We start from the raw sequence: 23,031 nt of genomic DNA, 5'->3' as shown, positions 1-23,031 counted from the left end.
ACCGGTCCCCCGCCGGCCGCTGCCTCGCCCGCTGCTCCCCCGGCGGCCGCCGCTCCCCCGCCGGCCGGGCCGCCGCCGGACAGCGCCCGCGCCAGCCCCTCGGCCGTCCGGGCGTCGAACAGCGCCCGCAGCGGGACGTCCCCGCCCAGCTCGGAGCGCAGCCGGTTGACCACCCGGGTCGCCGAGAGCGAGTGACCGCCCAGCGCGAAGAAGTCGTCGTCCGCGCCGACCCGCTCCAGCCCGAGGGCCTCGGCGAACACCGCGCAGAGCAGTTCCTCGCGCTCCCCCACCGGCGCCCGCCCAGTGCCCGCGCGCTCCTCCGCCGGGGCGGGCAGCGCCTTGCGGTCGACCTTGCCGTTGGGGGTCAGCGGCAGCTCGTCCAGCGGAACGTACACCGCCGGCCGCATCGGCACGGGCAGCGCCCGCGCCGCTTGCTCCCGCAGCCGGTCCAGGTCGAGGCCGGCCGGCACCACGTGGGCGACCAGCCGGACGTCCCCGGCCCGGTCGGCGCCGGCCGTGACGACGGCCTGCCGGACGCCGGGCTGCGCGGCCAGCACCGACTCGATCTCGCCCAGCTCGATCCGGTGGCCGCGGATCTTCACCTGGAAGTCGCTGCGCCCGGCGTACTCCAGCCCCCGGCCGCCGGTGTCCCAGCGGGCGATGTCGCCGGTGCGGTACATCCGGCTGCCGGGCGGGCCGTACGGGTCGGCGGTGAAGCGTTCGGCGGTCAGGCCGGGCCGGCCCAGGTAGCCCCGGGCGAGGCCGGCGCCGGCCAGGTAGAGGTCCCCGTAGGTGCCGTCCGGGACCGGCCGCAGCGCGCCGTCCAGCACATAGGCCCGGGTGTTGGCGATCGGGGCGCCGATCGGCGGCGGGCCGGACCGCCGCCCGTCCAGGACGGCGGCGGTGGACCAGACGGTGGTCTCGGTCGGGCCGTAGACGTTGGTCACCGAGGCGCAGTGCGCGGTCAGGGTGCGGGCCAGCGGCTCGGGCAGCGCCTCGCCGCCGACCAGGGCGCGCAGGCCGGCCAGCCGGGGGGCGTGGTCGGCAGCGAGCGACTGCCACAGGCTGGGGGTGGCCTGCAGCACCGTCGCGCCGAGCCCGGTGACGGCGTCGGCCAGCGCAGCCGGGTCGCGGACGGTCCCCCGGTCGGCGAGCAGCAGTTCGGCGCCGGTGACCAGCGGGACGAACAGCTCCAGGTTGGCGATGTCGAAGCCGAAGGTGGTGACGGCGAGCAGCCGGTCCGCCGGGGTGACGCCGAAGCGCTCGGCCATGTCCCGGACCAGGTTGACCAGCGCGGCGTGCGGCACCACCACGCCCTTGGGGCGCCCGGTGGAACCGGAGGTGTGGATGACGTACGCCGGGTGGTCGCCGGACGGCTCGCGCGACACGCCCGCACCGGCCGCCGGCGGCAGGCCGTCCGGGTCGTCCAGGACCCACGACTCGCCGGCGAGCGGCAGCAGTTCACGCACCCGGCGGTGGGTGAGGGTGACCACCGGGGCGGCGTCCTCGATCATCAGCCGCAGCCGCTCCACCGGGTGGTCCGGGTCCAGCGGCAGGTAGGCGGCCCCGGACTTGAGGACGGCCAGCGCGGCCACCACGAGGTCCGTCGAGCGGTCCAGGGCGATCGCCACCACCCGCTCCGGGCCGGCCCCGGCGGCGACCAGCCGCCCGGCCAACTCGTCGGCCCGTTCGTGCAGTTCGCGGTAGCTCAGGCGCTGCCCGGCGCACCGCAGGGCGGGGGCGTCCGGGGTGCGGGCGGCCTGGGCGGCCAGCAGCGGGGCGAGCCAGGGGCCCGGCGCCGGGGTCGTGGTGGCGTTGCGGGCGTCGAGGATCCGGGCCCGTTCGGCCTCGTCCAGGACGTCGAGCCGGCCGCAGGGCCGGTCGGGCGCGGCCACGGCGGCGGCCAGCAGCCGGGCGAAGCGCCGTCCGATCAGCTCCGCCTCGGCGGCGTCGACCAGGGTGGGCAGGTGGTTCACGGCGAGGCCGAAGGGCGTGCCGGGGAAGACGGTGAGGGTGACCGGGAAGTCGGTGGCCGAGCGGATGTCGACGCCGGTCACCCTGGAGTCGCCGGCGACCCCCAGACTGCCCATCGGGTAGTTCTGGAACATCAGCGCGGTGTCGAAGAGTTCACCGCGCACGGGGGTGAGCTGCTGCACCTCGGCCAGGGTGAGGTGCTCGTGCGGCAGCAGCCCGGTCTGGGCCTGCTGGACGGCGGTGAACAGCTCGGCCGGGGTGCGCTCCGGGTCGACGTCCACCCGGACCGGCAGGGTGTTGGCGAACAGCCCGACCATCCGCTCGACGTCCGCGAGCCCGGCCGGCCGGCCGGAGCTGACCGCGCCGAACAGCACGGTGGACTGGCCGGTCAGCCGGGACAGCAGCAGCGCCCAGCAGCCCTGCACCACCGCGTTGACGGTCAGGCCGCGTTCGCGGGCGAAGCCGGTCAGCCGCTCCGCCACCGCCGGGTCGAGGTCCAGCGGGACGGAGCGCGGCAGCGCGTCCGCGCCCTCGCCCCGGGTGCGGCCGGCCGGCACCAGCCGGGTCGGCTCGGTCACCCCGGCCAGTGCCGCAGCCCAGGCGGTCCGGGCGGCCTCGCGGTCCTGGGCGCCGAGCCAGGCGAGGTGGGACTGGTAGCGGGCGGGCGGCTCGACGGGCCCGGATCCGCCGGCCAGTTCGGCGAGTTCACCGAGCAGGGTGACCATCGACCAGCCGTCCAGCAGGATGTGGTGGACGGTCCACAGCAGCCGGCAGCGCCCGTCCCCGGCACGGGCCAGGGTGAGCCGGTGCAGCGGTGGGCGGGCCAGGTCGAAGCGGCGCAGCCGGTCCTCCTCGGCCAGCCGCTCGAACCCGGCGTCGGCCTGCGCCCCGGCGCCCGGCACCGCGACCTCCCGCCAGGGCAGCGCGACCGCGGTCGGCACCACCTGCACCACCTCGCCGTTGCGGCGCGGCCGGAAGCAGGCCCTGAGGTTGGGGTGCCGCTCCAGCAGCGCGCCCGCGGCGGTGCGCAGGGCGGCGGCCTCGGCTTCGGGCAGCTCCTCGAAGTCGAGCACCAGCTGAATGGTGTAGACGTCCGTCCCGGCGCGGTCGTACTCCGAGAGAAAGAGCAGTCCCTGTTGCAGCGGCGAGAGCGGAAGGACTTCACTGATGGCGGACTGCCGATTCAAACCGGGCTCCTCACGGAAGGCCCGCACAAGTGCGGTGCAGGTGCGGTGCACGTACGGAATAATAAACGTTTTCCGATGACGCTGACGGGCAACTGACCGGCAGCTGACGGACGGCTGACGCGCACCCCCACCTGGGACGACGCGCATCGCGCGGGGTCCGTCAGCAATCCGTCAGCTCCTCGTCAGCGACCGGCGGGAGGCTTGCCGTCGAGGGTAATTCGCCACCGAAGGCCAGGAGTTTCCCGTGCCGGTCATTTCCGCGTCGCACGAATTCGAGGTCAGTGACCTCTTCGTGAATCTTCAGCCGATCTTCGGGCACCGCCTCTTCCTGAAAGTGGAGGGATTCAACTTCGCCGGGTCCATCAAGCTGAAGGCGGCCCGGGAAATGGTCGCCCGGGCCGAGGAGTCCGGCGCGTTGGGGCCCGGTTCGACGCTGGTGGAGTCCTCCTCCGGGAACATGGGCGTGGCGCTGAGCGTGCTCGCCGCGGCGCGCGGCTACCGGTTCGTCTGCGTCACCGACTCCCGCTGCAACGAGGCCACCCGGCGGACCATGGAGTCCTACGGCACCGAGGTGCACGTGATCACCGAGCCGCACCCGGAGGAGGGCTTCCTCGGTGCGCGGATCCGGCACGTCCGGGCGCTGCTGGCCGAGGACGAGCGGCGGGTCTGGCTCAACCAGTACCTCAGTCCGGGCAACTGGATGGCCCACTACCGCACCACCGCGCCCGCCATCGCCCGCCAGTTCCCGGACCTCACCGTGCTGTTCGTCGGCGCCGGCACCACCGGCACCCTGATGGGCTGCGCCCGGTACTTCCGGGAGCGGCGCCCCTCGGTGCGGGTCGTCCCGGTGGACAGCGTCGGCTCGGTCACCTTCGGCACCCCGCCCGCCCCCCGGCACATCCCGGGCCTGGGCACCAGCGTCCGCCCGCCGCTGCTGGACGACTCGCTGGTGGATCCCGCGATCCACGTCGAGGAGCGCGACACCGTGCGCACCTGCCGGGAACTGATGCGCGGGGGCTTCCTGTTCGGCGGCTCCACCGGCACCGCGGTGAGCGGGGCGGTGCGCTGGCTGGACGAGCACCACGGCGACGGCATGGGCGGTGTCCGGAACCGGGTGACGGCCGTGACCATCGCGCCGGACCTCGGCGAGCGCTACCTGGACACCGTCTACCACGACGAATGGGTGGCCCGCTCGATCGGTCCGGAGGGCCTGCTGCCGGGCGTCGCCCGCGGTGGGCTCGGCCTCGACGCCGGGCTGCACGCCGTGACGGGCTGAGCCGGGCGGCCCGGGTCCGGGGGGTCACCACGGAACCGGGGTACCGAGAGTTGCCAGAGACTTCGAAGCGGGCTGGGGCAGGGATGACGGAGCACGAAGCAACGACGACGAACCGGGGCGCGGTCCTGCCGCTCACCGCGGCGCAGGCCGAGATCTGGTTCGACGAACAGTTCGCCGCCGGGCCGCTGGCCTACAACATGGCGGACTACATCGACCTGCGCGGGCCGCTCGACCCCGAGCTGCTCGGCCGGGCCCTGGGGCAGCTGGGCCACGAGGCCGAGGCGCTGCGGGTGCAGTTCGTCGAGGAGGACGGCGGGCCCGGCCAGATCATCCGCCCGCTCGCCCAGCTCCCGCTGAAGCGGCTGGACTTCACCGGCGACCCGGAGCCGTCGGCGGCGGCCGAACGGTGGATGCGGGCGGACCACGCCGACCCGATCAAGATCACCGACTTCCCGCTGTTCCGCGGCGCGCTGATCCGGCTCGGCCCCGAACACCACCTGCTCTACCTGTGCATGCACCACATCCTCGCGGACGGCTTCAGCCGCGGGCTGCTCTACCCGAAGCTCGCCGGGCTCTACGGCCGGCTGGGCGCCGGGGCCGGGACGCCGGAGCCGGAGGACGGCGCGATGCCGCCGTTCCACCAGCTGCTGGAGGCCGAACGCCGCTACCTCGACTCCAAGATGGTCGGCAAGGACCGCGACCACTGGACCGACCGGCTCACCTCCGAGCGGTACGGCCCGCGGCCCGAACTGGTCTCGCTCTCCGAGCAGGAGCCGGCCCCCGCCCGGGTCGCCCTGCGGGAGACCGTCCGGCTCTCCCCGGAGACCACCACCGCGCTGCACGCCCTGGCCCAGGACGGCAAGGTCACCCTGCCGGTGCTGATGGTCGCCGCGATGGCCGCCTACACCCAGCGGGTCACCGGCGTCACGGCGCCGCTGCTCACCCTGCCGGTCACCGGCCGGGTCGGCGCGGTCAGCCGGGCGATCCCCGGGATGCTCGCCAACTACCTGCCGCTGGCCGTCCGGATCCGGCCGGAGCTGACCCGTACCGAACTGCTGCGCGCGGCCTGGCGCGAGGTCGCCGGGGCCCTCCAGCACCAGCGCTACCGCGGTGACCGGATCCGTCGCGACATCGGTCTGCGGATCGACGACCAGCGCCCCTTCGGACCGTTCATCAACGTGCTCGCCCAGGACCCGGAACTGGCCTTCGGCCCGGACTGCCGGGGCCTGGTGGTCAACCTCTCCACCGGCATCGTCAAGGACCTCATCCTGACCGTCCTCAACGCCGACGACGGCACGGTGGAACTGCACCTCGACGGCAATCCCGCCCTCTACACCGCCGCCGAACTCGCCACCCACCTGGCCCGGTTCTCGGCCTTCCTGGGCATCCTCGCCACCATGCCCGGCGACCGCCCGCTCGGCCGGATCGGCCTGGGCGCGGACGGCGAGCCGCTCGGACTGCTCGGCGACTGGGACCGTACGGCCGCCCCCGACCAGGGCCTGGTGGAGCGGGTGCGCGCGGTCGCCGCCGAGCGGCCCGACGCGCCGGCCGTCCGGGACGGCCGTGAACAGGTCTCCCCGGCGGAGAACGGCGGGGCGGGCGGGCTGCGCGCGGCGGACGGGGCCGGCCGGCGCTGCCTGGCGACGGGCCATTCTTGGCAGGGCCGGGGACGGGTGGCAAAGGCGCTCGCTACTACGCCGGGTAGTGGCCGAGGGGCGGGCGCGGCCGGACACGCCGATGACTTTGGGGAGGTTTGTCCGGTTTTGGCGTCCGAGGGTCGCGGGCGGGCTGCGCCGACGGAAGCGGAGGCCGGGAGGCTCGATGGCCTGGGTTCTTCAGGCCGGCCCGGGCGGCGGGGTGGGCGTCCGGCGGGCCGCGGGCGGTGCTCGATGCCGGGCGCGCCGACCGTGACAACTATCCAGGGCCGTAGATGCGAAACCCCCTGTGGGCGGGCTCACACGGGGGTGGCGCCGACATCGACGCAGTGTGACCGGCTGATGGCGGCCCGACGGCGGCTCGGGAGCCGGCCCGGCCCCGGCCCGGATGCCGGGCCGGGGCCGGGTGCGAACGGCACCGGGCCCGGGAGCCTCCGCAACGGCTCCCGGGCCCGGCGTTCAAGCGCGGCGCGGACGGGTCAGGAGCCCGCCGCCACCGCGGCCCGCCGCCGTCGGCCCACCACGGCCGAGGCGCCGAGCACGATCGCCGCGGCGACCAGCGACAGGTACATCTGCTTGCGGCCGTCGGCGTCGGTGAACATGTAGACCATCACGAAGCTGATCATGCCGATGGCGACCCAGGTCAGGTACGGGTACAGCCACATCCGGACGGTGTGCCGCTCGGGCATCTCGCGCTCGATGATCTTCCGCATCCGCAGCTGGGTGGCGCAGATGACCAGCCAGACGAACAGCGCGATCGCCCCCGAGGAGTTCAGCAGGAAGGAGAACACGGTCTTCGGCGAGGTGTAGTTGAAGAAGACCGCGATGAAGCCGAAGACCACCGAGGAGAGGATGGCCACCATCGGCACGCCGCGCTTGTTCACGGTCGCGAAGGCCTTCGGGGCGTCGCCGCGCTGGCCGAGCGAGAAGGCCATCCGGGAGGCGGTGTACATCCCGGAGTTGAGGCAGGAGAGCACCGCCGTCAGCACGATCACGTCCATCACCTGGCCCGCGTGCGAGATGCCCACGTGGTCCAGCACCGCCACGTACGGGCTGTCCTTGATCGCGGCGGAGTCCCAGGGCAGCAGGGTCACCACGAGCAGGATCGAGCCCAGGTAGAAGATCCCGATGCGCCAGATCACGCTGTTGGTGGCCTTGCTGACCGCCTTCTCCGGGTCCTCCGACTCGCCGGCCGCCAGGGTGACGATCTCGCTGCCCATGAAGGCGAAGACGACGGTGAGCATGCCGGTGAACACCGCGCCCACACCGTGCGGCAGGAAGCCGCCGTGGCCGGTCAGGTTGCTGGTGCCGACCGCGTGGGTGCCCGGCAGCACGCCGAAGGCGGCGAGCGTGCCGATCACCAGGAACGCGGCGATCGCGACCACCTTGATCCCGGCGAACCAGAACTCGAACTCGCCGTAGGAGGCGACCGAGAACAGGTTGGTGGAGGTCAGCACGGCCATCACGATCAGTGCCCAGCCCCACTGGGGCACGCCCGGCACCCACTGGTTGAGGATCTTGGCGCCGGCGGTCGCCTCGACCGCGAGCACCACGACCCAGAAGAACCAGTACAGCCAGCCGATGGTGAACCCGGCCCAGCGGCCCAGCGCGCGGTCCGCGTACGCCGAGAACGAGCCGCTCTGCGGGTCGGCCGCCGCCATCTCGCCGAGCATCCGCATCACCAGCACCACCAGCACGCCGGCCAGGGTGTAGGAGAGCAGGATGCCGGGGCCGGTGGTGGCGATGCCCGCACCGGAGCCGACGAACAGGCCGGCGCCGATCACGCCGCCGATCGCGATCATCGACAGGTGCCGGTTCTTGAGCCCGGCCTTCAGGTGGCCGTCGCCGCCGTGTCCGACCGGGCCCAGCTGGTGGGGGACCTGGGTGGTGTCCGCCGCCTGCTTGGTGGTGTCCGCACTCATGGAGGGTGTCCTCTGCTCTTTCCAGCGCGGCATGACCCTCGGCTCGTCGCGCCGGAGGGTGGGGGACAGACCCGCGCATTGCGGTGCAACCTACTTTCTACGCCCGGGTATCGGAACAGCTGTTTGATAACTGTTCGCTTACCGAACACAAAAGGCCAGGTCAGAGCGGGTGGAAAAGTGGCGGGAAAGCCTCAAATCTGACTCATCGTCACCCTGGCGGGAACCCGCCAGGCGCCGCGGCGGCCCGGATCCCCCGCTGGGAGCCGGCGACCCCGGGCCCGGCGAAGCGCGCTGTGGCCGATCCGGCGGAACGCGCGCACAGTGGGAACCATGCAGACCACCTGGAAGGGGACGATCAGCTTCGGGCTGGTCAGCATCCCCGTCCACCTCTACTCCGCGACCCAGGAGCACGACGTCCCGCTGCACCAGGTGCACGCCAAGGACGGCGGCCGGGTGCGGATGAAGCGGTACTGCGAGCAGGAGGAGAAGGAAGTCCCGTACGCGGAGATCGCCAAGGGCTACGAGTCGCCCGACGGCCGCACGGTCACGCTCAGCGACGAGGACCTCGCCGACCTGCCGCTGCCCAGCAAGAAGATCATCGACGTGCTGGCCTTCGTGGACGCGACCGAGATCGACCCGCTGATGTTCTCCAAGGCCTACTACGTGGGCGTCGCCGACAAGGCGGCCGCCAAGCCGTACGCCCTGCTGCGCGACGCGCTGACGGAGTCCGGGCAGATCGCCGTCACCAAGATCGCGCTGCGCACCCGGGAGTCTCCCGCGGTGCTGCGGGTGCACGACGGGACGCTCGTCCTGCAGACCTGCATCTGGCCCGACGAGGTCCGCCCGGCGGCCGGCATCGCGCCCGAGGAGGACGTCACGGTGCGGCCGCAGGAGCTCAAGATGGCGCGCTCGCTGATGGACACCCTCTCCGAGGACTTCGACCTCTCCCAGTTGCACGACGACTACCAGCAGGCGCTCCAGCAGGTGATCACCGCCCGGCTGGAGGGCGTCGAGCTGCCGCACGAGGAGGAGCCCGGCGAGGCGCCGGACAACGTGATCGACCTGATGGAGGCGCTGCGCAGCAGCCTCAAGCAGGCCAAGGGCGGGCGCGCGCCGGCCGCCGAGGCGCCGCGGGAGGACGAGAAGCCCGCACCGCGCAAGCGCGCCGCGGCGAAGAAGACCACGACGGCCACGGCCGGGGCCGCGAAGAAGGCCGCCCCGGCGAAGAAGGCCTCCACCCGTAAGTCCACGGCTCCGCGCAAGGCCTCCTGACCGCGCGGACCGGGAAGTCCCCTCCCCCCGACCACCGGAGGCGGTCCCGATGGACCTGCTCACCTACAAGGAACTCGACACCGGCCCCGACGCCCCGCGGAACCCGAGCCTGGGCTACCGGGCCTGGCACTGGCTGCTCAGCCTCAGCCCCACCGTCGTGACCTTCATGGTCGCGCTCTCGATCGGTCTGCTCATGGTCGAGGTCCAGACCGAGTGGGATCCGATGATCGGGCTGATGGCCTTCTTCTGGTTCCTGACCTTCATCGCGCTGGTCGGCGTGGTCGCCCGCTGGGCGACGCCCGGCCGGGGCAGGCACCGGACAACGGCCTCCTGACCCGACCGGGGGGCAGGCGTCCGGGAGGGCTCAGCCGATCCACACCGTGGTGACGTTGCAGAACTCCCGGATGCCGTGCCCGGACAGCTCCCGCCCGAAGCCCGAGCGCTTGACCCCGCCGAAGGGCAGCGCCGGGTGGGAGGCGGTCATGCCGTTGAAGAACACCCCGCCGGCCTGGATGTCGCGGACGAAGCGCTCCTGCTCGTCCTGGTCGGTGGTCCAGACGTTGGAGCTGAGCCCGAACGGGGTGTCGTTGGCGAGCGCCACCGCCTCGTCCAGGTCGGCGACCCGGTAGACGGTGGCGACCGGGCCGAAGGTCTCCTCCTGGTGGATCCGCATCGCCGGGGTGACGCCGGTCAGGACGGTCGGCTCGTAGAACCAGCCGGTGTCCCAGCCCATCGGGCGGTTGCCGCCGCACTCGACCCGGGCGCCGTGGGTGCGGGCGTCCTCGACCAGCTCCTCCAGGTCGTCCCGGCCCTGGCGGCTGGCCAGCGGGCCGACGTCGGTGGCCTCGTCCATCGGGTCACCGATCCGCAGCGCGCGCATCGCCTCGGTGAAGGCGGCGGTGAAGCGGTCGTAGACGTCGGTGTGCACGATGAAGCGCTTGGCGGCGATGCAGGACTGGCCGTTGTTCTGCACCCGGGCCCGGACGGCGGTGCCCACCGCGGCGTCCAGGTCGGCGCTCGGCAGCACCACGTACGGGTCGCTGCCGCCCAGTTCCAGCACCGCCTTCTTCACCTCGTCCGCGGCGGCGGCCGCGACCGCCCGCCCGGCCGGCTCGCTCCCGGTGAGGGTGACGGCGGCGACCCGGCGGTCCCGGACCACGCCCTCGACCGCGCCCGAGCCGATCAGCAGGGTCTGGAAGCAGCCCTCGGGGAAGCCGGCCCGCCGGAACAGCTCCTCGATCGCGAGCGCGGTGCGCGGCACGTTGGAGGCGTGCTTGAGCAGGCCCACGTTGCCCGCCATCAGGGCCGGGGCGGCGAAGCGGATCACCTGCCAGAACGGGAAGTTCCACGGCATCACGGCGAGCACCGGGCCGAGCGGGCGGTAGCGGACGTACGCGCGGGCGGCCCCGCTGTCGGCCACGTCGGCCGGGGCCGGGTGCTCGTCGGCGAGCAGCGCCTCGGCGTGGTCGGCGTACCAGCGCATCGCCTTGGCGCACTTGGCGGCCTCGGCCCGGGCGGCGGCGAGCGGCTTGCCCATCTCCGCGGTCATGGTGCGGGCCAGCGGCTCCTGGTCCCGGGCCAGCAGGTCGGCGGCGCGGTGCATCAGTTCGGCGCGGGCGGCGAAGGGGGTGCTGCGGTAGCCGTGGAAGGCGGCCTCGGCGCGGGCCAGCCGCCGCTCGACGCCGGCCGCGTCGAGCGGTTCGAAGGTCTGGATGATCTCGCCGGTCGCGGGGTTGACGCTGGCGATGGGCATGAGGGGCTCCCAGTGGCGGGTGAGGGTCCGGTGCGTCTGCGCCCTCACACCCTCCCCGACGGCCCGCCCCCGGGCGCGCCACCGCTGCCCGGCGTGTCCCGCCGGGCAACGGTGCCGGCCCTCACTCCGGCAGCGACTCCACCCGGGCCGCCGCCTCCCGGGCCCGGGCGCCGGCCCTGGTCCGGGCGGCGGTCACCTGCCGGTGGGGGAAGCGGTGCAGGTACTCGGCCTCCAGCTCCCCGGTGCGCAGCGTGTGCCGATTCAGCGCCTCCTCCGAGCCGTACAGGAAGGTCTCGTGGCGGGTGCGGTGCAGCTGCTCCAGCTCGTGCAGCAGGACGTCGTTGCCCAGGGCGTGCGGGGAGACGCCCCCGGGCCGGACGTGCGGGTCGTTGGCGTGCCGCATCTCGTACCTCCTCGGCGCGGGCCCCTCCTCCAGTGTCGGGTGCCCGGCGCCGGCGCACCCGTTCGCAGTGCACAAGAGGTGTTGTGAAAGAGCTGTCGTACAAGAGCTCTCGTAGGTATTCTCCGGGCATGGACGACACCACGGACCAACCGCGCGGCGCCCGGGAGATCCAGGACTCCCGGGTGCTCGCCGCCCTCACCCATCCGCTGCGCCGCCGGCTGATCGACCTGCTCAAGGTCGACGGCCCGGCCACCGTCGGGAAGCTGGCCGAGCGCACGGGGCAGGCGGTCGGCAACGTCAGCCACCACCTGAAGGTGCTGGCCGAGAGCGGACTGATCGAGGAGGCGCCCGAGTTCGCCCGGGACCGGCGGGAGCGGTGGTGGCGGCTGGCCGACCGCGAACTCAGCTGGACCAGGGCCGACTTCGACGGCGACCCGGTCGCCGAGGCGGTCGCCGATGCGGCCGGATCGATCCTGCTGGAACGCCAGGCCGAGCTGGTCCGCGAATGGGCGGTGCGGCGCGGCGGCTATCGGCCCGACTGGCGGGACGGCTGCTCGGTGGCCACCCAGGCCTGGCTGCGGCTCACCCCGGAAGAGGCCCGGGAACTGGCGGCCGACCTGCACGAGGTGATCCAGAAGTGGGCGCAGCGCCCGGTGCCCCAGGACGGGCAGCAGCGCGAAACCGTCCTGGCCTTCGCCCACAGCGTCCCGGCCAGGCCGTGACCGCCACCCTCGCGCCGTCGCCCGCGGGACCTGAACTCCGCTCCCGCTGGGGCCTGTTCGCCCAGCACGACTTCCGGCTGCTGTGGGCCGGCCAGACCGTCAGCCGGCTGGGCAGCAGCGTCACCACCGTCGCGCTGCCCATGGTCGCGGTGCTCACCCTGGACGCCGGACCGCTCGCCACCGGCCTGCTGACCAGCGCGGTCTGGCTGCCGTGGCTGCTGTTCGGCCTGCCCGCCGGGGTGTGGGTCGGCCGGGCGCCCCGGCGGGCCGTGATGATCGGCTGCAACCTCGGCTCCGCCGCGCTGTTCGCGAGCGTGCCGGTGGCGGGCTGGTTCGGCGTGCTCACCCTGGCGCAGCTGCTGGCCGTGGCCTTCCTCGGCGGGGTCTCGGCGGTGTTCTTCGGCGCCGCCGAACAGGCCTACCTGCCCGAACTGGTGGCGCCGGAGGGCCTGATCGAGGGCAATGCCAAACTGGAGGGCAGCGGCTCGGCGGCCGAGGTCGCCGGGCGGGGGCTCGCCGGGCTGACCGTCCAACTGCTGGGCGCGGCAGCCGGACTGCTCATCGACGCGGTGAGCTTCCTGGTCGCGGCCGCCGCCCTGCTGCGGATCCGCGCCCGGCCGGAGCCGGTGGCCCCCGAGCGGGCGGGCCTGCTCGGACAGGTCCGCGAGGGGCTGTCCTTCCTGCTGCGCGACCCCTACCTGCGGGCCTTCCTGTGCTTCGGTGCGGCCGCGAACTTCGCGCTCATGGGCTACCAGTCGATCCTGGTGCTGTTCCTGGTCCGGGAGGCCCGGATCGCCCCCGGCTGGGTCGGCGCCCTCGCCTCCGCCGCCGCGGTCGGCGGCGTGCTCGGCGCGCTCGCGGCCCGACCGCTGTGCCGCCGGCTGGGGACGGCCCGCGCGGTACGGATCGTCCTGCTCACCGCGGTACCGCTCGGGCTGCTGATGCCGCTGGCCGCCCCGGGCTACCGGACGGCGCTGTACGTGCTCGGCGCACTCGGTGTCGTCGCGGCGGTGGTGCTCTGCAACGTGGTGCTCGGCAGCTTCCGGCAGTCCTACACCCCGCCCGCGCTGCTCACCCGGGTCGCGGCCGGCTCGATGTTCGCCGTGCACGCCACCATCCCGCTCGGCGCCCTGACCGGTGGCGCGCTGGGCGCGGCGATCGGACTGCGGCCCACCATGTGGGTGATGACCGCTCTGCTGGTGGCGGCCGGGACGCTGCCGCTGTTCTCGCCGCTGCGCCGCCTGCGGGAACTGCCCACGGCGCCCCCGCAGATCGGGGAGATCGTAGGATGAATTTCTCCGCATTGTGAGGTCCGCCCCGGTGCACCCCCGGTCCACCCCCGACAGCTCGGACAGATCGCCCATGCCGCTTCCCAAGGCCGAACTCCACCTGCACATCGAAGGCACCCTCGAACCCGAACTCGCCTTCGCCCTCGCCGCCCGCAACTCCGTCGCGCTGCCGTACGCCGACACCGAGGCACTGCGCAAGGCGTACTCCTTCAGCGACCTGCAGTCCTTCCTCGACCTCTACTACGCGCTGATGGCCGTGCTGCGCACCGAGCAGGACTTCGCCGACCTCGCGGACGCCTACCTGGCCCGGGCCGCCGAACAGGGCGTGCGGCACGCGGAGATCTTCTTCGACCCCCAGGCGCACACCGCGCGCGGCGTGCCGCTCGGCGTGGTGGTGGACGGGCTGACCCGGGCGCTGTCCCGCAGCGAGGAGCGGTACGGCATCAGCACCCAGCTGATCATGTGCTTCCTGCGCGACGAGTCCGCCGAGTCCGCGCTGGACACCTTCGAGGCCGCCCGCCCGTACTTCGACCGGATCGCCGGCATCGGCCTGGACTCCGCCGAGGTCGGCAACCCGCCGGCGAAGTTCCGCGAGGTCTACCGCCGCGCCGCCGAGGCCGGGCTGCGCCGGGTCGCCCACGCGGGCGAGGAGGGCCCCGCCTCGTACGTCACCGAGGCGCTGGACGTCCTCGGCGTCGAGCGGATCGACCACGGGCTGCGCTGCCTGGAGGACGGCGAACTCGTCGCCCGGCTGGTCCGCGAGCAGATCCCGCTCACCCTCTGCCCGCTCTCCAACGTCCGGCTGCGCTGCATCGACACCCTCGCCGACCACCCGCTGCGCGAGATGCTGGACGCCGGCCTGCTGGTCACCGTCAACTCCGACGACCCGGCCTACTTCGGCGGCTACGTCGAGGACAACTTCCGCGCCGTCCGACAGGCCCTGGCCCTCGACCAGGAGACCCTGCGCCGACTGGCCGCCAACTCCTTCCGGGCCTCCTTCATCGACGACCGGCGCCGGGCCGAACTCCTGGCCGAGGTCGAGCGGTTCACCTTCGAACCGGTCGAGGGCTGACGGCCCGCCGCCGCCCGCTAGCCGAGCGGTGACGGCCCGCTGCGGGCGTAGTGCAGCAGGGTGACGCCGCCGGTGAAGCGGTGGGTCTCCAGCAGGGTGAGCGGGAGGGGGTGCTCGGCGGGGCGGAACAGCAGGGTGCCCCGGCCGAGGACGACGGGCTGGACGTAGATCCGGAACTCGTCGATCAGGTCCTGGGCCAGGAAGGCCTGGGCCAGCTCGGCGCCGCCGAGGCAGAGGTCCCCCTCGGGGCGGGCGGCGAGGGCCGCGACCGTCTCGGGGGTGACCTCGCGGACGACGGTGGTGTTCCAGTCGGCGTGGTCGAGGGTGCGGGAGAAGACGGTCTTCGGCATCGCGCGCCAGATGCCCGCGAACTCCTTCATCGGGCCGTCGACGGCCGGGTCCTGGTCGGCGGTGGGCCAGACCGAGGCCATCAGTTCGTGGGTCCGCCGGCCGGACACGAAACCACCCATGCGGGCGAGGACCCGGTTGAAATGGGTGTGCAGCTCGTCGTCGACGTGCTGCCAGCCGAGGTCGTGGCCCGGGCCCTCGAAGTAGCCGTCCAGGGACACGTTCATGAAGAGGACGATCCTGCGGCGCATCGGCGACCTCACGGAGGGGAGGGTCCGCCGCCCCGGCCGTGGCGCGGCGGGGGCGGCGGACGGGGATCAGAGCAGGGTGCTCCAGTAGTACCAGAACCGGTTGAGCACCAGCAGCGCGATCACCGCGTACCAGAGCGCCGGGACGACCCAGTGGTAGCGCGCGGCCTCCCGCACCACCGTCCGCGCCCGCGGCCCGACCGGGATCACGCCGGAGCGCAGATTGCGCAGGGTGGTGTACCAGAACAGCGGGATCATCGCGGCCCACACCACCATGCAGTACGGGCACAGCGCGCCGATCCGGTACAGCGCCTGGTACATCAGCCAGGTCACGAAGCCGACCCCGAAGACCGTCCCGGCCTGCAGCCCGAGCCAGAACCAGCGCCGGTACGCCGCCCCGGCGAGCAGCCCGGCGCCGATCGCGATCACCACCCCGAAACCGACCAGGCCGATCAGCGAGTTGGGGAAGCCGAAGGCCTCCGCCTGCTCGCTGCGCATGATCGAGCCGCAGCTGATGATCGGATTGATGTTGCAGCTCGGGACGTACGACGGGTCCTTCAGCAGCCGGATCTTGTCCAGGGTCAGGACCGTCGAGGCGAACAGGCCGACCGCGCCGCCGATCAGCAGCAGCCAGGCGAACGGGCGGCTCGCGCCGAAGGTCCGCGCGGCGGGGGCGGGCGCCGTCACCCGGTCACCTGCTTGACCATCGCGGTGAACTGCTCGGGCGAGGCGGCCTTGCCGTTGGTCAGCACGTCCAGCTTCTTGCCGTCGAGCTTGACGGTCGGGGTGCCGGTGACGTCGCTGTTGTTGAACTCCTCGTTCACCTTGGCCGCCCACGGCGCGTAGCTGCCGTCCTGGACGGCCTTGACGAAGGCGTCCGTCTTCAGACCGGGCACCTGGCCGGCCAGGTCCAGCAGGTGGTTCACGTCGCCGAAGGCGTCGCTGCGCTCGTCCGGCTGGTTGGCGTACAGCACGTCGTGGAAGGCCTTGAACTTGTCCGCGCCCTCGTTCAGCGCGGCCCCGGCGGCGGCCAGCGCGGTGCGCGAGCCCTTGCCGCCCAGGTTCTTGTCCAGGAACGTCGCCAGGTGGTACTCGATCTTGTACGTGCCGTTGTCGGCGAGCTGCTGGATGGTCGTGCCGGTGGTGGTCTCCAACTGCTCGCAGAACGGGCAGCGGAAGTCCTCGTAGATCTCCAGGGTGTGCGGCGCGTCGGCCTTGCCGTAGGTGATCACCGTGCCGTTGGTGCCGCCCGCGTTGGCGGGGACGACCAGCGGGCCGTTCGCGGCCGTGTCCGAGGAGGAGCCGGAGGGGCCGCCGACGGCGAAGGCGACACCCGCCGCGAGGGCGAGTACGGCGGCGGAGGCGGCGCCGACCACCACCCGGCGGCGGATCCGGTCGGAGCGCTCGGCCTGGGCGCGGGCCTCGCGCATGCGGTCGGTGGCGTTGGTCTTCTGGTGCGTCTTACGGGTGTTGCTCATGGGGTGTCGTCCTGTGCTCTCGGGCGTGCGGGGGCGCGCGGGCGCTGGCGCGCGGGCGCCGGGGCGGGGGCGCTGGGGCGCGGTGAGGGGCGAGAGGGCCGACTGAGGGGGGACTTGCCTGGAGTCGCTCAGACGGCCAGGGCGAACACCGGCGGACCACGCCGGACGGCCGGACGCACCACCACGTCCTCGGCCGGGACCAGTGCGCGGCTGGCCCGGGGGAACGGCACCCGGACCACCGGGCGGGCCGGGACGGGCGCGGCCAGCAGCCGCAGCCAGCGGGCGGCGGCCGGCAGGTGCCGGTGCAGGAACTCGCCCAGCATCCGGACCGCCCGGGCGAGACCGGCCAGCGCGGCGTCCGCGCGGCGCAGCCAGAACGCCCCGGCCAGCGCGATCACCGTGTGCAGCAGCAGGAGCAGCAGGACGTCGGCCTGCTGGGACACACCGTGACCGAGCAGGAAGCCGCCGAGCGAGCCGCCACCGCACAGCAGCGGCCGGAGACCGTGCCCGGCCTCGGGCGGCAGGGACGGACAGGAGCGCTGCGCCAGGTCGAACAGGGCGCTGACGCCCAACTGGAGCGGCAGGAACGCCGCGGCGATCGCCGGGTAGCCGCGTTCGCGGCCGGCCAGGGCGAGGGCGAGCGCGAAGACGCCGAGTGCGGCCAGGCCCATCGTCCCGACCGGGAGCGTCCGGCCGGTGACCAGCACCTGGCCGAGGCCGGCGAGCAGCACGACCAGCGCGGCGAAGACCGCCGCGCGGAGCGTCCTGGTGACCGGGCCGATGTCCATGGCATCCGAGTCTGCCACAGGTTGAAAGTGGAACGGCCTGGTCGGTGGCGGGCTGTGAACAGCCTCACCACCTGTGCTGAGCTGGGCTTATGTGGTTCTTATGGATGGTCGGGAGGGGTGGTCGGGTGGCTGTCGACTGGATGGTCGGGAGGGGTGGTCGGGTGGTCGTCGGCGGCGGTCACCCGGGCCTCCACCAGCTCCCGGAAGTGCTCCAGGTCCCCGCGCACCGCCCGCTCGATCGCCCCGGCCTGGGCGAAGCCGCGCGGCCCGCCGAACTCCCGGTGCACCGCCTCCGGGTCGTACTCCACCCGGATCTGCAGCCGGGTGTGCCGGGGGTCGAGCGGCAGTAGGGCGAACGCGCCGCTCAGGTGGACGGAGTCCAGGGTCCGCCAGGCCATCACCCGGCCCCGGCCGCGGTCGGTGATCTCGGTGTCCACCGACCGCTCCGCCCCGCTGACCTGCAGTGCGAGGTGGGCGAGGTTGCGGCCGTGGGGGTGGGCGGTGCGGACTCCGTCGACGAACTGCGGGTACTCGTGCACCCGGTGCAGTTGCTCCCAGGCAGCGAGGACGGGGGCGGCGATGTCGATCTGTTCCTCAAGGGTGGTCATGGCGCCTCCTTCGGACCAGCCTGCGCTTCTGGGGGGTGGGGGGCAAAGGGGGGTGCTGTTTTCGGGGGGCTCTCGGGAGGGTGGGTGGGTGCCGGGGGCGGCTCCGGGGGTGGCCGCTCCGGGGGCTGGGTGATTTTCGGACTGCCGACCCTCATCGAGGGGGGCTGGGCGCCGTTGGCAGTCTGAAAATCACCCGTCACGCCCCTCTCCGCAGCCACCCCCTGCGCCGCCCCCTTCCGCAGCGCGTCCCTCTCGCCTGGTGGGGTGAGGGGGTGGGTGGGTGGGGGAGGTGGGGGGAGGGGTGCGGGGGTGGGTGGGGGTGGCTTGGGGGTGTGGGTGTTGCGGGCGCGCGGGCTTTCGCCCTGCGCGCCCGCTGGGGGCGGGCTGCGGGCGGGCGGGTGGTGTGGGGGTGCGGGAGACTGGGCGCATGCCGGAGCTGCCTGAGGTGGAGGCGTTGAGTGTGTTCCTGGCCGAGCGGTTGGTCGGGCGGGAGATCGCTCGGGTGCAGCCGGTGGCGGTCAGTGCGCTGAAGACGTATGACCCGCCGGTGAGTGCGCTGGAGGGGCGGACGGTGGGGGCGGTGACGCGGCGCGGGAAGTTCCTGGACATCGAGGCGGGCGGGCTGCACCTGGTGGTCCACCTGGCCAGGGCGGGGTGGTTGCGGTGGAAGGACGGGTTGCCCGCGGAGCCGCCGCGTCCGAGTCCGCGGAATCCGTTGGCGTTGCGGGTGCGGCTGGCGGGGGAGGGCGGGGACGGGTTCGACTTGACCGAGGCGGGGACGAAGAAGGGGCTCGCCGTGTATGTGGTGGGCGATCCGGCGGAGGTGCCGGGGGTGGCCAGGCTCGGGCCGGATCCGCTGGATCCGGGGTTCACGGTGGGGGACTTCGCCGCTTTGTTGCGGGGCGACCGGCGTCGGTTGAAGGGGGTGCTGCGGGACCAGAGCGTGTTGGCGGGGGTGGGCAACGCGTACTCGGACGAGGTGCTGCACGCGGCCCGGATGTCGCCGTACAAGCTGGCGTCCAGCCTCACGGAGGAGGAGACGGCGCGGCTGTACGAGGCGCTCGGCGGCACGTTGCGGGAGGCGGTGGAGCGCTCGCGCGGGCTGGCGGCGGGGGAGCTGAAGGCGGAGAAGAAGCTGGGGCTGCGGGTGCACGGGCGGACCGGTCAGCCCTGCCCGGTCTGCGGGGACACGGTGCGGGAGGTGTCCTTCGCGGACTCCTCGCTGCAGTACTGCCCGACCTGCCAGACCGGGGGCAAGCCGCTGGCGGACCGGCGGCTGTCGCGGCTGTTGAAGTGAGGCTCGCCCCAACAGCCGCGTTGTGCCGGGTTCAGCGCTTGATGGCGACGCCGCCCCAGTAGTAGGCGGCCTTCGGGTCGGCGGGGGGCTCGCCGTCGGGCCGCCAGGCGAGCACTGGGGAGAGGCCCGGTTCGACCAGGTCCCAGCCGTCGAAGAAGCGGAGTACGTCGTCGTAGCCGCGGGGGACGAGGGTCATTCCGCCGGCCCGGGCCGCTTCGGCGACCTTGCCGACCGCTTCCGGGGCGAAGTCCGCGGTGGGGGTGGTGAGGGCGATGCAGCTGCCGGCGGGCAGGGCGTCGCGCAGCGCGGCGACCCGGCCCCACGGGTCGTCCTCGTCGGCGATCAGCATCAGTACGGCGATCATCAGCAGGCCGACGGGCTGGGTGAGGTCCAGCGTGGAGGTGAGCGCCGGGTCGGCGAAGAGTTCCTCGGGCTTGCGCAGGTCGGCGTGGATGTAGGTGGTGCGGCTGGCCGGGCTGGAGACCATCAGGGCGCGGGCGTGGGCGAGCACGATCGGGTCGTTGTCGACGTAGACCACCCGGGTGCCGGGGCTGACGGCCTCGGCGATCTCGTGGGTGTTCGGCGAGGTGGGGATGCCGGTGCCGAGGTCGAGGAACTGGCGGATGCCGTGTTCCCGGGCGAGGTGGCGCACGGCCCGGCCCTGGAAGGACCGGTTGGCCTTGGCCATCTCCTTGACGCTGGGCACAGCCTCCTCGATGGCCTGGCCCATGGCGCGGTCCGGCGGGAAGTTGGTCTTGCCGCCCAGCCAGTAGTCGTAGACCCGTGCGGAGTGCGGAGTGGTGGTGTCGACGCCGAAACGTTCCCACTGGCTCAGCTCGGCGTCGTCGTCCTGCGGGCCCTGCTGGGGGAAGTCCTGACTTGTCGTCATGGCCACGTCCTCTGATGGCAGATCATCACACTGGGGAAGGCACAGCGTAGCGGCCCCGGGGGGAACCGGGGCGTCCGGTCGGGGAAGATCCGTCGACGGGCCGGGGTGGCGGGGTGGCGGGGCCCCGGTGTGGGCCGTCGGAGTGGTGATCGGAGCCGTCTGAGTTGCCCTCGGGGAGCGGTGGTGACCCGCGGGGCAAGCATCCAGAATGCTGTCTGATCGTCATATCAAGTTCCCGATGGCCTCCCACATCACCTCGCGGAGGCTGCTGCTGGTCGCCGCCGGGATGTCGCTGCTCGGCGGCGCTTCCGCCTGCAAGGGCCCCTGGAGCGGAGGGGACGGGGTCGCCGCCGCTCCGGAGGGGCGGACGGAGGTCCTGGCGACGGAGACACCGGGGGCCCCGGTGCCCTCGGCCACGTCCTCCCCGACGCCCTCCCCGGTGCCGCCGTCCGCCGCCGCCTCCGCCACGCCCTCCGCCGCCGGCACGTCGGGCGTGCAGCCCGTCCGCAAGGCGCTCAGTGACGCGGAGAGCAAGCCGGTGTACGAGCTGGACCCGGCGCAGCGGGTGGTGGCGCTCACCATCGACGACGGGCCGGACCCCCGGTACACGCCCCAGGTGCTCGCGCTGCTCCAGCAGCACGGGATCCGGGCGACCTTCTTCCTGATCGGCGAGAACGCCGTGGAACACCCGGCCCTGGTGCGGGAGATCGCGGACCGGGGGCACCACATCGCCAACCACACCTGGACCCACCCGGACCTGCGGCACATGTCCGAGAGTGCCGTGCGGGACGAGCTGGAGCGGACCAGTGACCTGTTGCAACGGACCACCGGGCGGTTGCCGACCTGGTTCCGGGCGCCCGGTGGGGACTTCTCGCCGGTGTCGCTCAGGGTGGCCGCCGACCTCGGGCTGCGGAACATGAGCTGGACGGTCGACCCCCGGGACTGGTCCCGGCCGGGGACCTCGGCGATCATCGACACCGTCCTCAAGGAGGTCCGGCCCGGCTCGATCGTGCTCAACCACGACGGCGGCGGGGACCGCTCGCAGACGGTGGCGGCGCTGAAGACGTACCTGCCGGTGCTGATCGACTCGGGGTACTTGTTCACGGCGCCGCCGAACTGAAGATATGAAAGGCGGAATTTCAGCCTCGAATATCTGCGGCATATGCCCATGGTTCGGGTAATGGCTTTGCTGTTTAAACCACTCGAATGGGTGGATTTGAAGAACCGTTTCTGCGGTTTTTGGGCTTCTAGGGTGATACCGCACCAGTTTCCGCAGGTACCCCGGGTACCGCCTGAAAGGCCCTTGATCATGCGTCTCCGCAATGCTGTCCTCGCCGTGGCCAGCGCCGCCGCCCTCGTCCTCGCCGTCCCGATGTCGGCCAACGCCGCGACCGGTGACTTCCTCTACAAGGTCGGGCGCCTCCCCGGTGTCCCGGCCGGGATCGCCGACCCGGAGAGCGGAAAGTGCATCGACCTGTTCGGTGCAACGGAGGAAACCCCGGCCTTCGCGCCGGAGAACTTCACCAGGTCCACGGCGACGGTCTTCCTGGACTTCGGCTGCCACGGTGACACCTACTACGTGATGAACCCCGGCAAGCGGCTCGGCGACCGGCTGAAGCTGCGCTCGGTCGTCTTCTCCTGAGGCCGACGGAATCGGCTCACCCGCGGGACGGCCCGGCGATCGGTAGTGCACCGATCGCCGGGCCGTCTGTCGGTCGGGGTGGCCCGGGCCGGGCTGGCGGCGTAGCGTCGAACTGTCCGGCCCGGTCGCCGGCGCCTCGTCGTGCCCTCGTGGTCTGCCCGTGCCCGTGGTCGGGCACCGCAGCCTGGGCAGAGCGAAGGAGGGCCTGGGATGACCGGCAACGGCTACGCACATCCCGAAGCGCTGGTCCGCACCGAGTGGCTGGCCGGCCACCTGGACGACGGGACGATCAGGGTCGTCGAAGTCGACGAGGACACCGACGCCTACGACCGGGAGCACATCCCCGGCGCGGTCGGCTGGAACTGGACCACCGACCTGCACAGCCAGGTCGGCCGCGACTACGCCGACCGCGAGGCCGTCCAGCACCTGCTGCGCGCCGCCGGGGTGGAGGGCGACACCACGGTGGTGCTGTACGGCGGCAACAACAACTGGTTCGCCGCCTACGCCTACTGGCTGCTGCGGCTGCGCGGCTTCGGGCCGGTGAAGCTGCTGGACGGCGGGCGCAAGAAGTGGGAGCTGGAGGGGCGGGAGCTGACCCACGAAGTGATGGACTACCAGCACACCGGCTACCGGCTGACCGGCCCCGAGCGGCCCGAGCTGCGGGCGCTGCGGGACGAGGTGCTCGCCAAGGCGGAGGTGTTCGCCAAGCCCGGCGCGGACGCGGTGCTGGTGGACGTCCGCTCCCCGGCGGAGTTCCGGGGCGAGCTGATCGCGCCACCCCACCTGCCGCAGGAGCAGGCCCAGGTGCCCGGGCACATCCCCGGGGCGATCAACGTGCCCTGGTCGCAGGCGGCCAACGACGACGGCTCGTTCCGCTCGGCGGAGGAGCTGCGGGAGCTGTACGGGGGCAAGGGGATCGGGGCGGAGCGCGAGGTGATCGCCTACTGCCGGATCGGCGAGCGGTCCGCGCACACCTGGTTCGCGCTCACCGAGCTGCTGGGCTACCCGCACGTGAAGAACTACGACGGCTCCTGGACGGAGTACGGGTCGTTGGTGCGGGCACCGGTGGTGCTCGGGGCCTGAGCGGCCGTCGGGACGGCTGAACGGGTGGGGCGGCCGGGACGGGTGGGGCGCGTGACGGTGGTGTCGCACCGTCATTTCGGCGCGTTTCTTTTCATGAACATCTCACAAATGGGGAGTGGGCACCG

20 protein-coding genes and 1 pseudogene are annotated in these 23,031 nt (G+C 73.1%); 11 read left to right on the top strand and 10 right to left on the bottom strand.

All coding sequences use genetic code 11. The features are described 5' to 3' along the window. Positions 1–3,161, bottom strand: a 3,161-nt coding sequence (locus tag BG452_RS38885; protein WP_188309055.1) for a non-ribosomal peptide synthetase, incomplete at its 3' end; no start/stop codon positions are given. Positions 3,162–3,405: 244 nt separating this feature from the next. Here BG452_RS38885 and sbnA point away from each other — a divergent pair. After that, positions 3,406–4,437: a 2,3-diaminopropionate biosynthesis protein SbnA gene (gene sbnA, locus BG452_RS38880; RefSeq protein ID WP_188309054.1), complete on the top strand. Its 1,032-nt coding sequence runs from the start codon at positions 3,406–3,408 to the stop codon at positions 4,435–4,437. After that, positions 4,341–5,810, top strand: a pseudogene (locus BG452_RS38875) (condensation domain-containing protein); the annotation flags it as partial. The gene sbnA and the pseudogene BG452_RS38875, both read left to right, overlap by 97 nt. 761 nt (positions 5,811–6,571) lie before the next feature. On the opposite strand, the gene BG452_RS38870 reads toward BG452_RS38875, so the two are convergent. Continuing rightward, a complete protein-coding gene (locus BG452_RS38870) occupies positions 6,572–8,014 on the bottom strand; it encodes an amino acid permease (RefSeq protein ID WP_188309053.1) in 1,443 nt (480 codons plus the stop codon). 330 nt (positions 8,015–8,344) lie between these two features. On the opposite strand from BG452_RS38870, the gene BG452_RS38865 reads away from it, so the two are divergent. Further along, positions 8,345–9,286, top strand: coding sequence for a Ku protein (locus tag BG452_RS38865; protein ID WP_188309052.1), 942 nt, complete (start codon positions 8,345–8,347; stop codon positions 9,284–9,286). A gap of 49 nt (positions 9,287–9,335) precedes the next feature. Beyond that, positions 9,336–9,620 (top strand): hypothetical protein, encoded by a 285-nt coding sequence (locus BG452_RS38860; protein ID WP_188309051.1) that lies wholly within the window; start codon positions 9,336–9,338, stop codon positions 9,618–9,620. Positions 9,621–9,650: 30 nt separating this feature from the next. On the opposite strand, the gene BG452_RS38855 is transcribed toward BG452_RS38860, so the two are convergent. Together BG452_RS38855 and BG452_RS38850 are read right to left on the bottom strand one after the other, a co-directional pair. Continuing rightward, on the bottom strand, positions 9,651–11,039 hold the full coding sequence (locus BG452_RS38855; protein ID WP_188309050.1) for an NADP-dependent succinic semialdehyde dehydrogenase: 1,389 nt from the start codon (positions 11,037–11,039) through the stop codon (positions 9,651–9,653). Between the two features lie 121 nt (positions 11,040–11,160). Beyond that, complete coding sequence (locus BG452_RS38850) at positions 11,161–11,442, bottom strand: DUF6158 family protein (protein ID WP_188309049.1); 282 nt, start codon at positions 11,440–11,442, stop codon at positions 11,161–11,163. A gap of 128 nt (positions 11,443–11,570) precedes the next feature. On the opposite strand from BG452_RS38850, the gene BG452_RS38845 reads away from it, so the two are divergent. The 3 genes from BG452_RS38845 to BG452_RS38835 all read left to right on the top strand — a co-directional run bounded on the left by BG452_RS38845 (position 11,571) and on the right by BG452_RS38835 (position 14,525). After that, entirely contained in the window at positions 11,571–12,164 is a 594-nt protein-coding gene (locus tag BG452_RS38845; protein WP_188309048.1) for an ArsR/SmtB family transcription factor, read from the top strand. Then, entirely contained in the window at positions 12,161–13,456 is a 1,296-nt protein-coding gene (locus tag BG452_RS38840) for an MFS transporter (protein ID WP_188309047.1), read from the top strand. The genes BG452_RS38845 and BG452_RS38840 overlap by 4 nt, the downstream gene beginning before the upstream one ends. 70 nt (positions 13,457–13,526) lie before the next feature. Beyond that, the gene (locus tag BG452_RS38835; protein WP_188309046.1) at positions 13,527–14,525 is read left to right on the top strand and encodes an adenosine deaminase; all 999 of its coding nucleotides are present in this window, start codon (positions 13,527–13,529) and stop codon (positions 14,523–14,525) included. A 17-nt stretch (positions 14,526–14,542) separates the two neighbouring features. On the opposite strand, the gene BG452_RS38830 is transcribed toward BG452_RS38835, so the two are convergent. The 5 genes from BG452_RS38830 to BG452_RS38810 form a co-directional block, all read right to left on the bottom strand. After that, entirely contained in the window at positions 14,543–15,124 is a 582-nt protein-coding gene (locus tag BG452_RS38830; protein ID WP_188309058.1) for a dihydrofolate reductase family protein, read from the bottom strand. Between the two features lie 66 nt (positions 15,125–15,190). Continuing rightward, a complete protein-coding gene (locus BG452_RS38825; RefSeq protein WP_188309045.1) occupies positions 15,191–15,808 on the bottom strand; it encodes a vitamin K epoxide reductase family protein in 618 nt (205 codons plus the stop codon). After that, on the bottom strand, positions 15,805–16,599 hold the full coding sequence (locus tag BG452_RS38820) for a thioredoxin domain-containing protein (RefSeq protein WP_188309044.1): 795 nt from the start codon (positions 16,597–16,599) through the stop codon (positions 15,805–15,807). Before BG452_RS38820 ends, BG452_RS38825 begins: the two co-directional genes overlap by 4 nt. 128 nt (positions 16,600–16,727) lie before the next feature. Continuing rightward, positions 16,728–17,387, bottom strand: a complete 660-nt coding sequence (locus BG452_RS38815; protein ID WP_188309043.1) for a hypothetical protein — start codon at positions 17,385–17,387, stop codon at positions 16,728–16,730. 98 nt (positions 17,388–17,485) lie between these two features. After that, a complete protein-coding gene (locus BG452_RS38810; protein ID WP_188309042.1) occupies positions 17,486–17,995 on the bottom strand; it encodes an SRPBCC family protein in 510 nt (169 codons plus the stop codon). Positions 17,996–18,422: 427 nt separating this feature from the next. Here BG452_RS38810 and BG452_RS38805 point away from each other — a divergent pair, with 427 nt between their 5' ends. Then, positions 18,423–19,292: an Fpg/Nei family DNA glycosylase gene (locus BG452_RS38805; RefSeq protein ID WP_188309041.1), complete on the top strand. Its 870-nt coding sequence runs from the start codon at positions 18,423–18,425 to the stop codon at positions 19,290–19,292. Between the two features lie 31 nt (positions 19,293–19,323). On the opposite strand, the gene BG452_RS38800 is transcribed toward BG452_RS38805, so the two are convergent. After that, positions 19,324–20,181: an SAM-dependent methyltransferase gene (locus BG452_RS38800; RefSeq protein WP_188309040.1), complete on the bottom strand. Its 858-nt coding sequence runs from the start codon at positions 20,179–20,181 to the stop codon at positions 19,324–19,326. A 238-nt stretch (positions 20,182–20,419) separates the two neighbouring features. Between BG452_RS38800 and BG452_RS38795 the strand changes: the two genes are divergently transcribed. The 3 genes from BG452_RS38795 (at position 20,420) to BG452_RS38785 (ending at position 22,906) form a co-directional block, all read left to right on the top strand. Further along, positions 20,420–21,301: a polysaccharide deacetylase family protein gene (locus BG452_RS38795; RefSeq protein WP_188309039.1), complete on the top strand. Its 882-nt coding sequence runs from the start codon at positions 20,420–20,422 to the stop codon at positions 21,299–21,301. A gap of 189 nt (positions 21,302–21,490) precedes the next feature. Beyond that, the gene (locus BG452_RS38790; protein ID WP_188309038.1) at positions 21,491–21,823 is read left to right on the top strand and encodes a hypothetical protein; all 333 of its coding nucleotides are present in this window, start codon (positions 21,491–21,493) and stop codon (positions 21,821–21,823) included. Positions 21,824–22,033: 210 nt separating this feature from the next. After that, positions 22,034–22,906: a sulfurtransferase gene (locus BG452_RS38785; protein ID WP_188309037.1), complete on the top strand. Its 873-nt coding sequence runs from the start codon at positions 22,034–22,036 to the stop codon at positions 22,904–22,906. The last annotated feature ends 125 nt before the right edge of the window (positions 22,907–23,031 follow it).

The sequence above is a fragment of the Streptomyces sp. CBMA123 genome, assembly GCF_014596465.1.
Classification (GTDB): Bacteria; Actinomycetota; Actinomycetes; order Streptomycetales; family Streptomycetaceae; genus Kitasatospora.
Note: the sequence above shows the minus strand (reverse complement) of the source record. Positions and strands in the feature narration are given on the sequence as shown.

Bases quoted from the DNA above. Each gene is read 5' to 3' on its own strand.
- BG452_RS38870 (WP_188309053.1), bottom strand. From the start codon at position 8,014: ATGAGTGCGGACACCACCAAGCAGGCGGCGGACACCACCCAGGTCCCC.
- BG452_RS38865 (WP_188309052.1), top strand. From the start codon at position 8,345: ATGCAGACCACCTGGAAGGGGACGATCAGCTTCGGGCTGGTCAGCATC.
- BG452_RS38860 (WP_188309051.1), top strand. From the start codon at position 9,336: ATGGACCTGCTCACCTACAAGGAACTCGACACCGGCCCCGACGCCCCG.
- BG452_RS38855 (WP_188309050.1), bottom strand. From the start codon at position 11,039: ATGCCCATCGCCAGCGTCAACCCCGCGACCGGCGAGATCATCCAGACC.
- BG452_RS38850 (WP_188309049.1), bottom strand. From the start codon at position 11,442: ATGCGGCACGCCAACGACCCGCACGTCCGGCCCGGGGGCGTCTCCCCG.
- BG452_RS38845 (WP_188309048.1), top strand. From the start codon at position 11,571: ATGGACGACACCACGGACCAACCGCGCGGCGCCCGGGAGATCCAGGAC.
- BG452_RS38835 (WP_188309046.1), top strand. From the start codon at position 13,527: ATGCCGCTTCCCAAGGCCGAACTCCACCTGCACATCGAAGGCACCCTC.
- BG452_RS38830 (WP_188309058.1), bottom strand. From the start codon at position 15,124: ATGCGCCGCAGGATCGTCCTCTTCATGAACGTGTCCCTGGACGGCTAC.
- BG452_RS38820 (WP_188309044.1), bottom strand. From the start codon at position 16,599: ATGAGCAACACCCGTAAGACGCACCAGAAGACCAACGCCACCGACCGC.
- BG452_RS38815 (WP_188309043.1), bottom strand. From the start codon at position 17,387: ATGGACATCGGCCCGGTCACCAGGACGCTCCGCGCGGCGGTCTTCGCC.
- BG452_RS38810 (WP_188309042.1), bottom strand. From the start codon at position 17,995: ATGACCACCCTTGAGGAACAGATCGACATCGCCGCCCCCGTCCTCGCT.
- BG452_RS38805 (WP_188309041.1), top strand. From the start codon at position 18,423: ATGCCGGAGCTGCCTGAGGTGGAGGCGTTGAGTGTGTTCCTGGCCGAG.
- BG452_RS38800 (WP_188309040.1), bottom strand. From the start codon at position 20,181: ATGACGACAAGTCAGGACTTCCCCCAGCAGGGCCCGCAGGACGACGAC.
- BG452_RS38795 (WP_188309039.1), top strand. From the start codon at position 20,420: ATGGCCTCCCACATCACCTCGCGGAGGCTGCTGCTGGTCGCCGCCGGG.
- BG452_RS38790 (WP_188309038.1), top strand. From the start codon at position 21,491: ATGCGTCTCCGCAATGCTGTCCTCGCCGTGGCCAGCGCCGCCGCCCTC.
- BG452_RS38785 (WP_188309037.1), top strand. From the start codon at position 22,034: ATGACCGGCAACGGCTACGCACATCCCGAAGCGCTGGTCCGCACCGAG.